Here is a 13,476-nt window from a genome sequence, read left to right on the forward strand (position 1 = left end):
GATGACCAGGTTTTTAGTTTGGACTTATAGGCAGCCCGGATCCGGGAGGCATACGCGCAGCGGCGCGAGACGGACGCACCATGTTTGGCATCATACGCAGCGCAAGGCCGCCTGCATGCCGCCGTCAGGTTCGTCCCGCCCCTGGCTGGGCAAGCGCGCAGACCAATTCAGCCAGACGCGAGCCTGCGGCATCCCACGATAGGGTCGCCGCACGATTGCGACCGCGCAGGCGCTGTCGCTCCGCCAACTCGGTATCGTCCAACAAGGCCAGGATTGCCTCCCGATAGGACCGCGGATTGTCCGCTTCGACCAGCAGGGCCGCGTCGCCGCAGACTTCCGGCATGGCGCCGGCACGTGCCGCCACCACCGGGGTATTGCAGTGCATGGCCTCGACGGGCGGCAGTCCAAACCCCTCGGTTAAGGACGGGAAGACGAAAGCGCCTGCAGATCCGTAAAGCGCGCGCAATTCGCCATCGGAGACGAAGCCGGTAAAAATCGTCCCCTCCGGCGGTCTCCAGCCGGCACGCCGATAGTTCACTTCATCGGGGCCACCGGCCACGACCAGTTTCTGGCGGCCGGGCAGCGGAGATGCCATGGTTTCAAACACACGGCGCAAATTCTTGTAGCCCTTGGTCGACCCGATCGTCAGCACGTAACCGCCCGGCTGCAAGCCGTGGCGGCGCAGAATGGAGGCATCTTCGGCCTCGGCGAGGATGTGGTCGGTCCCGTTGTGGACGACGTCGATCTTCGCAGCTGCCCCGATGCCGTGCGCGATCAGCGATTCCCGCGCGAAGTGCGACACCGTCAGGATCTTGCGCGCGCGCCGCGCGATACGAGGCAGGAGCGCGCGATAGGCCAGCGCCTGCCGCCCCCTGTAATCGCCGGGATATAGAAAAGTCTGCGCATCGTGGATCATGACCAGCGAATTGGCATGGGCCAGAGGCGCGAGATTGCAGAAGTTCACCAGCAGATGCCCACGTGCGCGGGCAGGCAAGGTGAGCATTTCCCAACCCTGTCCGGCGCCGAAAAGGCCCTTTGCCACTTTCGGCGCAAGGTCACGGAAGCCCGGAGGCGCCGCAGCGCCTTGCGGTGTCAGGACCTGCACCCGATGGGACTCCCCGGCGCGCCGGATCAGTTCGCGCGCATAGAGTGCTGCCATGCGATGCACCCCATTGAGCGGTGCGCCGAGGAACTTGCCGTTGATGGTAATGCCCGCCATGAGTCAGGCTACGGCCCCGAGGTCCTGCCGCTCGGCAAAGGTCACGGCTTCCGCATGAAGACGGGCATCGGCGGCATAATAGTCCGATATGAACCTCTCCACATCGGGGCCGAGATCGATCGCTTCGTACCGACCTGCCGCGTCGGCAAAGAGGCCGCTGTTCATCCAGAGCGGATATATCGCCTTCTTGACGGCCAAGGGCAGGACGCGGCGCCCCACCAGACGCGCGGCAGGCTGGAGTGCGCCTGCCCATTTGCGAGGTTCCCGTCGTGCGTGATCGTGGGCGAATTCAAGGTGCAACCCGGTTTCATTGCTGAGCCATTGCGCGGCGCTACCGATCCGATCGAGCGGAAAAAGCGCCGAGACGATCCGTTTACCTGCACGATCGGCATAGTCCACTTGCCGCGAGAAGTGGATGTATTCGACATCGGCAAAAACGCCGCGCCCTTCGAGCCAGGCGCAAACACGTTCCGCTTCCTGCCGCACGCGGGGATCGTCGGCACGGATCGAACGCATATCCGCGAATTCCCCCAGTCGCTGCAACAGCGCCGAAAAGAATCGATCGCGTGGCGGGCGCGTGAGGATGAAGCTGCGGGCGGACCGGATCGTCACCCAAGTCTGCGGAAAGTGCATTGCCATGATCGGCAGCGGCAGATGCGCCGGTTTGACGCGGCCGAGCCCGGGCACGTCGACTTCTTCGTCCATCGCCCGTTCGGCTCGCGCCTCACTGACACCAAGATCTCTCGCCAGAAACGACCACGAGAGAGCTGCATGACGGGACAGAGCATGACGCACGCTCTTCCCGGCATTCTTGGGGACATGGACGAACACCAGGTTTTCAGCAGGACAGTGAAGCAAGGCTTGATCTCCCGGAAAGTTAGCAGTCAGCCTGAAAAGGCATGGAGGCTGAAGATACGCAGACGCATCGCCAGAACGAGAAGAAAGGCCCCCAGAACGGTCGCGGCAACGAGACCGGCAAGGAGCATCTGGACAGGCGAAATCCCCGCCATCGGCAAGAGCTGGTGCCGGACGGCGGCAAGCGCGAGGCCATAGGCCAACGCCAGCACGCCGGCGCCCAGAAAACGCCGACCGGCATCGCCGATATCGACATTGCCACGTCCGCGCATGAGGAAGAAGGCCAGTCCCGTCATCGCGAGCACGGCGAGAACCTGCCCCCAGGCCAGCGCACCCAGTCCGAAGGGCGCCGTCACCGCGATAGCGGCAATCGACATGAAGCCGGCAACGAGGTTGAACATCAGGACCCAACTCGTCCTGCCCAGAGCTGCGAAGACCGGTTCGACGAGGGACTGCCCAACTCCGGCCATGCCCCGCAAAGCCATCGCCGCAGTGACGACGAGGGCTCCCCGGTATGAAGCCTGAAAGAAGGCAGCGATAACGTCCGGCGCAAGGACTATCACGACCGCCCCGACCATCCCCCCGAGCAAGGCAATCGTGCCGGTAAAGCGCGCAAGGACGGCACCGAGTTCACGGTCATCGCGGGCCGCCGCGCCGAATTGGGTCGCCGCGAAATTGCTCATCGGCTGCATCGCGATATCGGTAGCTCCAGTGGCGACACGGTTGCCGAACCGGTACAGGCCCACGGCGCCCGGGGAATGGAACAGGCCGAGCAGGATGTCCCCGGCATAACGCGAGAGAAAGCCGAGCAGGCGGGAGAGATAGAGCCCGCCCGAAAACCCGGCAGCCTCGATGGCAAGCGTGCGGGAGAAGCGCAGGCTGGGCCAATCGCGCCCCAGAGAGGCAAACAGCACTGCTCCCGAAACGACCCGCAGATAACGTACGGCTACGAGCGCGTAGAGCGAATGCCAGAACCAGATGAGCAACCCGCCAGCAAACAAGGCAATCAGGTTCTGCAGGAACATGATCGTGAAATTCAACATCACCGCCCGTCTCCGCAGCAGGGCAGCTGAAGACCAGGCCCCGATGCTGGCCAAAGGCTGGACCAAGGCGAGCAGGACAATGACGTTCCCCAGGTGCTTCGCACCGAAGAGCCGCTCAATCGGATAGGCTGCCGCGGAGAGGATGACGGACGCTGCGGTGACAAGCCCGAAGATCAGCCAGAAGCACGTCGACAGCACAGCGGCATCGTCTTGCCTTGCATTGAGAATGAACTGGTAAAAGCCGGTGTAGGTCAGCGTCTGGATCAGAACGACGAACACGATCCCCAGGGCATAGACCCCGTATTCGGAAGGCAGCAGGAAACGGGCTGCCAGAAAAGTCATGACGAGAGTCGACACCTGCTGCAGAGACCGCGCAAGAAATGCGAAGAGCGCTAATCCGGAGCGCCTTCCCGACGCGCGCAGATCCCTGATACGGCGCACCATGCCTTCCAGTTCTTCGGCTGTTCGTCGCTTCAACTGATCCTCGCGCACCGGGCCGAACGGACACAGCCGACCCTGCATGCGATCGACCTGCGGCAATTCGGGAGAAACAGGCGCACCGGGCTTGGCCACCTGCCAGGCTTCACTTCGGGAGTGACGCCTTCCTTTTAGGGGGCGCGCCCCGGCGATCCCAAGCGCGACTAGCTCCACGATGGACCCAGTTGCGGCGGCGTCCTGCCTGCCCGACCGCTAGAGACGAGCGCGATCCAGACCATGAAGGAGGCGTCCGCCCCATGATCCAGGCCCTGCGCGAAACGGGCAAGCGCTCAGCCGGCTGGTTGCTGAGCCGCACCAGCGACCTTTTCAGCTATCGCAATTGCGTCTTCGTCCTCGCGCATATGCGCTGCGGGTCCACTGCCCTGTCCAATATCCTGTGTTCGCGCGACGACATCAGCGGCTATGGAGAAGCCCATGTGCGCCACGACGGACCCGGCGCGCTCGGCCGACTGGCGATCAACCAGATGCGACGCGAAGGCTGGAAACCGGGGGCACGGCTGCTCTTCGACAAGATCCTGCACAACCGGCACGATGCACAAGCCTGGCCCGAATTTTTCGAAGCGCGTGCCATCTTCATTGCGCGCCGCCCGGATGAGACGATTGCCTCCATTGCCAATCTGTTCGCGCGCCTCGAACGCCAGGCTTACGACACGCCGCTCAAGGCAGCGGGCTATTACGCAGAACGAGTCGAAGCGCTGGCAAGGCTCTGGCCCCACTTCCCCCCGCACCGTCGGATCGGCATTCTGCACGAACAACTCCTGCAGGCTCCGGATGAGACGCTAGCGCGGATTTCGGGGCGGCTGCGCTTCGATCCTCCCCTCAGGAACGAATACATCAGCACCGCCGCCTCGCGAGAACGGGGTGGCGGCGACCCCCTCGTCAGCGGCCAATACAACCGGATCGAACCGTCTCTCCTTTGCCCGAAAGGGACAACTATCATGGCCGAGCTGCCTGACCCCCTGCAAGCTCGAGTGAACGACGCATACCGGCAGCTCACAGCCCAGTTCGACCTTCCCCTCGGCGTACCGTTATTGCGATCCACACCCAATATTAGGATCAATTCCGATATAATTCCATAAATTATCACGTAAACATGCGTATTCTTCAATTAATAATAATAATTTTCGAACCCATATATTCGTAAACGAACCATTTCCAATATAGTAATATTTTTCATAATTTTCATATAATTACAATCAAGACACTCTCACTTCACCGCTACAGAAGCCCTACTGCAAGACAATCTGGTGCAGTATGGAGGAAACTCCGGTTGTGAGCCTGATTTGGCCAATGATACCCAACCAACAATTATCAGCAACAATATCGATTACGATAATAGAGGGGTATCTGGTGAACAGGCCAATCATGGAAATAAATGTCGCCCGAAATGACAACTATTTCCTGCTGGATAATGCCGTTGAGCACACTCTAGCACCAAGCCCGTCATCGATCCTCGCAACAATTCTCTGGAGATTGTTCGATATCGTCGTGGCCGTCGCACTGCTCGTGTTTGCCTTGCCCTTTCTCGTCCTACTTTCGGCGGTACTGCTGGTGAGCGACCCGGGCCCTCTGTTTTACAGACATCGGCGCATCGGCTTCAGGGGCCGCTATTTCGATTGCATCAAGTTCCGAACGATGAAGGTCAATGGCGATGCGATCCTTGCAGCCCACTTGCGGCGCAATGCGGCGGCCCGGCAGGAATGGAACGCAACCCGGAAATTGAGGAATGATCCGCGCGTCACCGGGATCGGCGCACTCGTCCGGAAACTGAGCCTCGACGAATTTCCCCAGCTTATCAATGTTCTGCGCGGCGAAATGAGCATTGTCGGACCTCGGCCGATCGTCGAAGCCGAAGTCGAACGCTACGGTCGCCATTTCGAACACTACTGTTTCGTGCCCCCCGGACTGACCGGCCTGTGGCAGACAAGCGGCCGCAGCGACACATCCTACCAGCAGCGTGTCAGCCTGGATGTCGCCTATGTCTCCCGCAAGGGCCTGCTGCTCGATACATGGCTGATCTGCAAGACGGTGCCGACCGTCATGCTGGCGCGTGGGTCCTATTGAGATGACACCCCGTTCAGCGCGACTGCCGCATTGCGGACGGCCCGATTCGAGGCGATCTGCGCATGCTTGATCCCAGACCCTCGCACGCCACCGAAACCGTCGTTGTGCTCGGCGCCGGCATTGCCGGACTCGCTGCGGCAGATCGTCTGACTAACGCGGGATTTCGCGTTACCGTGATCGATCGGCACAATGCCTGCGGCGGGATTCACCGCTCTCGCCAAATCGGCGAATACACCTTCGATGTTGGCAGCATCTTCTATGAAGACAATGCCAAGATTTTCGAGCTGGCACCGGACATCAAGGAACTGTGTCCCAGGGTGCGGCGCATTCAACGCCGGGTCAGTCCCTCAGGTCGTCTTCTGCATTATCCGCTCGATGTCCGGGAGATCGTTTCGGAACACGGCTTGCAGCTAATCCCTGCGGCGTTCGACCTTGCGCTATCCCGTCTTTGCGTAAAACGAGACGGGACGCTGGATGCCATTTCCCGGCAGCGGCTGGGCAGCCGCCTTTTCGACGCGACCGGCCTCAGGGCGTACATGGCGCGCTATCATCATCGACCGCCGAACCAGATCGACGAAGAATTCTTCTTTCGCCGCATGGGGCAAATCGAAAAGTCGACGCGCCTGAATGTCCTGCTGCGCACCGGCATTGCGTCGCTGCGCAGATCTTTTCAAGGTCAGGAACCGGTAAGGCGGCCCTTGCGGATTCGCCCGCGGCAAGGCTTCGATGCGCTGTTCGATCGGATCGTCGCCGCACTGGTCGCCAAAGGCGTTCTCTTCGAACTGGGTCAGGACCTGCAGACGATACGCTTCGACGGCAAGACCTACATGCTGAGGAGCGATAAGGCATGCCACCTCGCCGACGCCGTGGTCAGCACAATCCCCATCGATACACTGCACAGGGCCTTGTTCGGCAGGGCATCCGGCCTCGTTTCGCTGGACATGACAACGCTGTTCGTCTCCGCCAGTTGGATTGCGCCCGAAGCCGGAAATGTTCTTTTCAACTTCCACAACGACGGTCGGTGGAAGCGCGCGACGATATATTCCCGGCTATACGATAAAGGCGAGAACCAGAGGGAATACCTCGCGGTCGAGACGACCATTCCGCCTGGCGGTCAGCATGACCCGATCTCGATTTTCGACGACTTTCGCCGCCATGCCGCCGCTCTCGGCTTCGCCCGTGGCCTGTCGCTTGAAGGCCATGAGCGGGTAGCGGACTGCTATCCGCTGCATACGCCCGGCACGGGCCCAAGAGTGCAGTCACTGCTCGCCGCGATCTCGTCCAGGGGCGTCGTCACGGCAGGGCGGCAAGGGCGCTTCGAATACCTGCCGACTTCCAGCGGAGTCATTCGGCGCGTCCTCGAAGAACTTGAAGTCGCCGGCCTTGCTTCGCCTGCCCGAGAGTGGGCCGCATGATAGCGCAAGGCCTCACACAACTTCGCACGCAGGCCGATGCTTCGCCGCGGGTCGGCCCGCGCATCCGGCTATTCAACGTGAAGTTCAGCCCCAACCTGGGCGACGGACTGCTCTCCGAATGCCTTGAGCAGGCCCTGATCGATGGCGGGGCCGACGCCGATACATGGTCGGTCGATCTGGCGGCGCGCACAGCATATGGCGAAGGCGCGGAAGGCAGGGCCCTGAAAATGCGCGTGCTGGGCACCTTCCCCGACCCAGTGCGCAAGCTGGCCGTTCGCGCGCCCCTGGCCATTCAGGGCCGACGGTTCTGGATGCCGCATTACCTGCGATCACTCGAAGGGGCGCAGTGTGCCGTCATCGGCGGCGGCAACCTGATTGCCGATCTCGACCTGAACTTCCCGACGAAGCTTTCGCTCGCTCTTGCGGCTGCGGCATGGCGCGACTTGCCAGTGTTCATCTACGGCTGCGGCGTATCCTCCGGATGGAGCCGCCAGGGCCTGACCCTTCTGAAGAGCGCCGTGCGTCGGGGAAACATCCGCAGAGTCTGGGTGCGCGACGAGCGATCCCGCCTGATCTGGAACGACCTGATCGGCCAAGACACAAGCCTTCCCGCCGATACCGTGCGAGACCCCGGACTGCTTGCCAGCACACGCTATGACATTCGTCCGAACCCCTTCGCACGGAGTGAACCGCTGATCGGCCTCAACCTGACAAGCCCGCTGGCGGTCCGCTACCACGCCAGCCATGCCCCCGGCGAAGCCGAACTGACCGAATGGTATGTCGCACTGGCGCGCAGCCTGCTCGCTCGCGGATACAGGTTGGCGGTATTCTCCAACGGCAGCCCGGAGGACCGCGAATATACCCGCAGCCTGCATGCTCCCCTGATGCAGCTGGACAAGTTGGGGCGCGTCAGTTTTCCGGTGATCGACACCCCTGCCGAACTCACAAGGCTGATCGCCAGCTGCGCCGGCATTGCCGCATTCCGCATGCACGCGATCATTGCGGCCTATTCCTGCGGTGTACCGTTCCTGGCCCTGAGCTGGGATCCGAAGCTGGAATCGTTCGTACGCTCGGTGGACCGCGGCGATTGGCTCTGTACGCCGGTAAGGACCTCCAGCAACAATGCCGGCGACCAACTCATCAGGGCCATGGATCAGGGAATCGCACCCGGCGAACGCGCGCGGATCGCGGACCAGACGCGACAGGGCGTGTCCGATCTGCTGGCCGAGATCAATCGTGCAATCGGATAGCGGAAGCCCCCATGCCCAATTGCCTGACAAGATGCAGGACGCCGCTCGCAGGGCTGGCAGCCATTCCATTACTCGCACTCGCCTGCGTTGCCGTGCAGGCAGCGGACACGAACACGGGACCCACCGCGTCCTCGAAGGCTGTCGTCCACAACACCAATCGGCCTCCGATGGAGCTGGGGGCGGCATCGAACTTCTCGCAAGGATGGAACCTCGCGACATTTCAGTCCGTCGTACAATTGCCGATGCGCCGTTTCCGGGACGGCATACGCTGGAGCGAGGTTGAGCGCGAACGAGGCCGTTACGATTTCGAAACGCCGCGCACCGCTTATATGGCGCAGATCGGCCAGGCCGGCGCGCATCTGACCTTGACCCTCAACTGGGGCAATCCGCTTTACGATGCCGGCAAGACACCGCACTCGGCTGAAGCGCTGGAAGCCTTCGGGCGTTTCGCCGCCGCCCTGATTGCCCGGTTTCCTACCGTAGACCAGCTAGAGATCGGCAACGAATTCAACGGCGGCAATTTCGTGAGCGGCCCTGTTGCCAAGGGTGGGCTTGAGCAGCGTCGCCGCTATCACCTTGCCATGGTTCGCAGCGCTGCGCGGCATGCCAAGGCCGTTCGCCCCCAAGTAAAAGTGCTGGGCGGCGCAACCCATTCGCTGCCTGCGGGCTATCTCTGGCCCCTGTTGGAGGAGGACTCTCCGGCGGTCATCGAGGGGCTTGCGGTTCATCCCTACACGACGGCCATCGATCAACTCCAACGGCAGATCGCGGTGCTGCGCAGAAGTGCGCGAGCGGGACACATGCCGCTATACGTCACCGAATTCGCCAGCCGCGATCCGGCCCGCGCCGCCGACGATCTGGTCCGGGCCTATGCGACCCTGTCTTCGGCGGGCGTGAAGGAGATGGACTGGTATCCACTCAATGAGCGGGGCGATGGCCATGTTCCACTGCTGAATCGCGACCAGAGCCTGACCGGGGCCGGTCGCGCCTTCCGCTTCGTGCAAAACAGATTGGCGCGCCATGCCGCAGCCGATATCAGCCCGAATTTCTTCACCATGATCCATGCCTTCGGACCCATGACCTGGGTGATGTGGGGTGCGTCCCGCCCGGTCATGGCCGATGGCAGCATCGTTCGCGCCTTCGATGCAACCGGATCTCCGCTTCCCGTCGATAGGCTGCAAATGGCGGCTGATCGCGCAATCGTGCTCGTCGGCAGCAAACCTCTCGCCCTTGGCACCAACGTGCGCATCGGCTGCAATCCGCTGATTGCAGACAGCTTTTACCAGTTCAACTACCCCGCTTCGGCCGATACCGCCGATCTGCAGGAAGAGGACGGTTTCGAGCGCTTCATCAAACTTGGGCAAGATAGGTTCGCGCTGGAAACCATGCCCGGGCAACAGCGGCGCGGTGTCCCCTGGACGCCCTACCTTGGACGGCAAGACCTGCCCGGCTTGCGGCTAACTGCCGATACCATCGCATGGGCGGGTAGAACGCGCCGGGAGTCGAGGACAGATGCTCCTTATGACGGGGCTACGGAGATCGTCCATCGCTATCGTGTCCGAGAGGCCGGTCACCTCGTGATCCGCGCCAGCTTTACCCCCGCTCAGGAGAGCGGCCCGGAATTCCGCGTCTCGATGGACCACAATGACCGCCAGCTCACGCATAGGTCCGGCAGGTCGCAGATCACCATCGAACGAGCGATAAGGGTGGATCGGGGCGACAGCCTATCCGTGGCCCTCGCCGTTCCTGCCGGAGTAAAAACCGGGCCGGTTGCCTATCGCATCCGCCTGCTTGACCCGGACAAATGCCCGAGCGCGGCCGTCGCCCTGTCAAACTGATCCAGCCCCCCGAGATCATCCTTCCCGCGTTACCACGATTCGCGCCTGCTTATCTCTAGCGCAAACGCGCGGCACGCCACCGGACCGGCCTGAACCTCACATTTCGCCATCGATTTCTTCCATGCGTGCGAAATCCGCCTTTCCGCACCACTATGGAAAGATCCCGAGGAATATGCCGGTCGAACGCTCTCCAGCGGATCCGGACGCGATTGCACCGCATGCTCCCTACTGCGCCCCACCTTACGGAACTCACAACAGAACTTCTGCAAGAACCGTGAATATACTTAGAAACGACACCTAGCCGGATATATACTTCGCGATCATGAATATATCCGAAATAGACCGAGAACCGTTTACCACACAAATACAGACTCCATTCAATACGCGACCGATATCCGACCTGCACTTTCGCAGAAACAGGGGCGCTCGTCACAATCGCCATTCTGCGAGTGAAGAAGAAACAGAGGGTCGCACATGTCGCAGATTTTCCATGCCGTGAAGGCATCCGGCAGCCTTGCGCCTGCCGGGCAGTATTACAATGACACCCGCGAGAACAAGCAATGGTACCTTGACGGATCCTCGCTCTCCTCGCTCAGCATCGACGTCTATTCGGTCTGGAAGGACTACGTCGGCACCGGCGTGAAGATCGGCGTCATCGATTCCCAGATCGATTATACGAACACCGAGCTGAAAAAGGCCTATGACATTGCGCACGATTACAACTTCGCGCTCGACACCGACGCCCCCGTCATCGACCCGAACGACCTCCCCCTGTTTCACGGTACATCGGTCGCGGGTATCATTTCCGCCGAAGCCAACAATGGCTTCGGGATCGTCGGCATCGCCTCAGGCGCAACCCTGATCGGCCTTGGCATCGACTACGGTTCCAGTGCCGTCACCGAACAGATCGTCTCCGCGCTCAAGGCCTCCACTGGCCTTGATGTGGTCAACAACAGCTGGAGCTTCGTATCGAACCTGGCCGACAACTTCGCCAAGAACTCACAGTATCGGGATGCGCTGGAGGAACTCGTATCCCAAGGCCGCGCGGGACTTGGCACATCGGTCGTCTTCGCGGCAGGCAATGCCGGCACCTCCGGCACGTCGAACTACCACAATTTCCAGAACTCGCCCTACACGATCGCAGTCGGCGCGGTCGATCCGGACGGATCGCCGTCATCCTTCACCAGCCTGGGCGCCAATGTCCTGATCTCGGCTGCCGGGCGGGACGTCTATACCACCGACCTCAAGGACCGGTTCGACACGGTTAACGGCACCTCCTTCGCGGCCCCGGCGGTATCGGCCGCAATCGGGCTGATGCTGGAGGCCAATCCGGAGCTGGGCTATCGCGACGTCCAGCAAATCCTCGCCTACTCCGCGCACCGCGAAGGCCTGGCCGATTCTGCCAATTGGGACGACGGCTGGCGGACCAATGGGGCAACCGACTTCAACGGCGGCGGCCTGCACTTCAGCGATGCCTTCGGCTACGGCTTCCTCAACGTCCATGATGCGGTGCGCCTTGCCGAAACGTGGACGAGCCAGCAGACCTTCGCCAACCTCGCCCGTATTTCCGAAAGCGTCGAACTGTCCGAGCACCTCGTCGCCGGAACGTGCGACCATATCTCGGTCGCCATCGCGGTTGGCGAGGAGATCGACATTGAACACGTAGAACTGGCGATGGACCTGCGCTGGCTCAATACCGGTGATCTGGACGTTTACCTGACCTCTCCTGACGGCACGCAAGTACGCCTCGTCTATGACATGCCCTACGACGACCGGATCGGTAACCTGCGCAATTTCACGCTCGATTCCGTCGCCTCGATGGGAGAGCAGTCAGCCGGGACCTGGACTGTCGATATCTACAACCGCAATCCCGATGCCACCGACAAGAATGGCAGCCCGCTCACCGGCGAATTGCAGGGCGTTACCCTGACAGTCTCGGGCAATGGCCAGAACCTTGCCGATGATGTCTATATCTACACCGACGAATTCGGCTCGCTCTACTCCGGCGCTGACCTAGCCGCGCGCAAGGTCCTGCACGACACCGATGGGGGCAACGACACCCTGAATGCCTCGGCGGTGACCGGAAACTCCGTGATCGATCTGAGCGCAGCGAGCCACAGCGTGATTGCCGGCGTGTCACTCGCCCTCGACGCCAACGCGATAGAGAACGCCTGCGGTGGTGACGGCAACGACGTGCTGATCGGCAGCAAGTTGGCAAACGTGCTGGACGCAGGACGCGGCGACGACGTCATCTACTTCAGCATCGGCAATGACCATATCGATGGCGGCCAAGGCCACGACACGCTGATCCTCGATTGCAGCATCACGGCCCTCACCGGCTATGCCACACAGGACGGCGAACTGGGGATCTCGGTGCGCGCCGGAGACGTTTCGACGGTCTGCGATGTCGAGACTTTCGTCTTTGCCGATGGCCAGTACACCCTTGCCCAGATCCTTGGCAGGCTTGCCAACGGGTCCGTGCCCGGGGAGGCCCCGGCGACCGACGAAACGGACCAGCCTGCGACGGACAGTGGAAGCGATGCCGAAAACGGCACCGACGATGTTCCCTCGACAGGATCGCCATGGGCCTTCAACGAAGCCACCCGCAGCTATGACAAGCATATGATCGGAACCGAGCTCGGCGAAAAGATCGTCGGAACCAAGGTGGCCGACCTGATCGAAGGGCTTGCCGGCGACGATGTCCTGCTCGGTCGGGGCGGCGACGATGCACTGCGGGGCGGCCAGGGCAACGACAAGTTGGCAGGCGGCGCGGGTAGCGACCTGCTCCAGGGCGGTGACGGCATGGACAAGCTCTATGGCGACATTGGCATCGACAAGCTGATGGGCGGCGCCGGCAATGACCTGCTCAGGGGCGGTGACGGCGACGACTGGATCGAAGGCGGCAGTGGCAGCGACCGTCTATATGGCGATGCCGGTGCGGATATCTTCGTATTCAACATGGCCGATCTCGACGGGCTCGACGTGATCTACGACTTCAATGCCGCCGAGGGCGACCGGATCATGGTGACCGGCCTTGGCGCCAGTAGCGATGCGACCTTCGAATTCGCCACCTACGGCACGAGCACCTACCTCGAGATGCACGTCGACGGCAGCGTGACGGAGATTGCCCGGATCAAGGGGGAAGGCCTCGACCAGCTCAGCCTGAGCGCGGCCGATATGGGCCTGATCTGGGCATAGCCCCGAGGGGCGGACGGTCGTCGCTTCCGAAAACGGGGGCCAGGCGAAGTGGCGACCGTCCGAATGTGCTTCCACGAGCGGGCAGTTAGCTTCCGG

At 61.8% G+C, this 13,476-nt stretch carries 9 protein-coding genes; 6 read left to right on the top strand and 3 right to left on the bottom strand.

The features are described 5' to 3' along the window. Positions 1-124: 124 nt before the first annotated feature. From SPHV1_RS05390 to SPHV1_RS05400, 3 genes are read right to left on the bottom strand one after another with little or no spacing between them, the layout of a single operon-like run. The gene (locus SPHV1_RS05390) at positions 125-1,219 is read right to left on the bottom strand and encodes a glycosyltransferase family 1 protein (RefSeq protein WP_054945015.1); all 1,095 of its coding nucleotides are present in this window, start codon (positions 1,217-1,219) and stop codon (positions 125-127) included. A gap of 3 nt (positions 1,220-1,222) precedes the next feature. Continuing rightward, entirely contained in the window at positions 1,223-2,077 is an 855-nt protein-coding gene (locus tag SPHV1_RS05395) for a hypothetical protein (protein ID WP_156367259.1), read from the bottom strand. Between the two features lie 26 nt (positions 2,078-2,103). Next, the gene (locus SPHV1_RS05400; RefSeq protein ID WP_231634532.1) at positions 2,104-3,690 is read right to left on the bottom strand and encodes an oligosaccharide flippase family protein; all 1,587 of its coding nucleotides are present in this window, start codon (positions 3,688-3,690) and stop codon (positions 2,104-2,106) included. 161 nt (positions 3,691-3,851) lie between these two features. On the opposite strand from SPHV1_RS05400, the gene SPHV1_RS05405 reads away from it, so the two are divergent. The 6 genes from SPHV1_RS05405 (at position 3,852) to SPHV1_RS05430 (ending at position 13,380) form a co-directional block, all read left to right on the top strand. Beyond that, on the top strand, positions 3,852-4,694 hold the full coding sequence (locus SPHV1_RS05405; RefSeq protein WP_054945018.1) for a sulfotransferase: 843 nt from the start codon (positions 3,852-3,854) through the stop codon (positions 4,692-4,694). A gap of 175 nt (positions 4,695-4,869) precedes the next feature. After that, positions 4,870-5,679 carry a sugar transferase gene (locus SPHV1_RS05410; RefSeq protein WP_231634533.1) on the top strand — a complete coding sequence of 270 codons (810 nt, stop codon included), beginning with the start codon at positions 4,870-4,872 and terminating at the stop codon, positions 5,677-5,679. A 62-nt stretch (positions 5,680-5,741) separates the two neighbouring features. Further along, positions 5,742-7,094, top strand: a complete 1,353-nt coding sequence (locus tag SPHV1_RS05415; RefSeq protein WP_054945020.1) for an FAD-dependent oxidoreductase — start codon at positions 5,742-5,744, stop codon at positions 7,092-7,094. Beyond that, positions 7,091-8,344, top strand: coding sequence for a polysaccharide pyruvyl transferase family protein (locus SPHV1_RS05420; RefSeq protein WP_231634534.1), 1,254 nt, complete (start codon positions 7,091-7,093; stop codon positions 8,342-8,344). Before SPHV1_RS05415 ends, SPHV1_RS05420 begins: the two co-directional genes overlap by 4 nt. 11 nt (positions 8,345-8,355) lie before the next feature. Beyond that, positions 8,356-10,182, top strand: a complete 1,827-nt coding sequence (locus tag SPHV1_RS05425; RefSeq protein WP_082430847.1) for a hypothetical protein — start codon at positions 8,356-8,358, stop codon at positions 10,180-10,182. A gap of 474 nt (positions 10,183-10,656) precedes the next feature. Then, positions 10,657-13,380, top strand: a complete 2,724-nt coding sequence (locus tag SPHV1_RS05430; protein WP_054945022.1) for a S8 family serine peptidase — start codon at positions 10,657-10,659, stop codon at positions 13,378-13,380. Positions 13,381-13,476 lie beyond the last annotated feature (96 nt).

Source organism: Novosphingobium sp. KN65.2 (assembly GCF_001368935.1).
GTDB classification, from domain to species: Bacteria; Pseudomonadota; Alphaproteobacteria; order Sphingomonadales; family Sphingomonadaceae; genus Novosphingobium; species Novosphingobium mathurense.

Bases quoted from the DNA above. Each gene is read 5' to 3' on its own strand.
- SPHV1_RS05390 (WP_054945015.1), bottom strand. From the start codon at position 1,219: ATGGCGGGCATTACCATCAACGGCAAGTTCCTCGGCGCACCGCTCAAT.
- SPHV1_RS05405 (WP_054945018.1), top strand. From the start codon at position 3,852: ATGATCCAGGCCCTGCGCGAAACGGGCAAGCGCTCAGCCGGCTGGTTG.
- SPHV1_RS05410 (WP_231634533.1), top strand. From the start codon at position 4,870: ATGGAGGAAACTCCGGTTGTGAGCCTGATTTGGCCAATGATACCCAAC.
- SPHV1_RS05415 (WP_054945020.1), top strand. From the start codon at position 5,742: ATGCTTGATCCCAGACCCTCGCACGCCACCGAAACCGTCGTTGTGCTC.
- SPHV1_RS05420 (WP_231634534.1), top strand. From the start codon at position 7,091: ATGATAGCGCAAGGCCTCACACAACTTCGCACGCAGGCCGATGCTTCG.
- SPHV1_RS05425 (WP_082430847.1), top strand. From the start codon at position 8,356: ATGCCCAATTGCCTGACAAGATGCAGGACGCCGCTCGCAGGGCTGGCA.
- SPHV1_RS05430 (WP_054945022.1), top strand. From the start codon at position 10,657: ATGTCGCAGATTTTCCATGCCGTGAAGGCATCCGGCAGCCTTGCGCCT.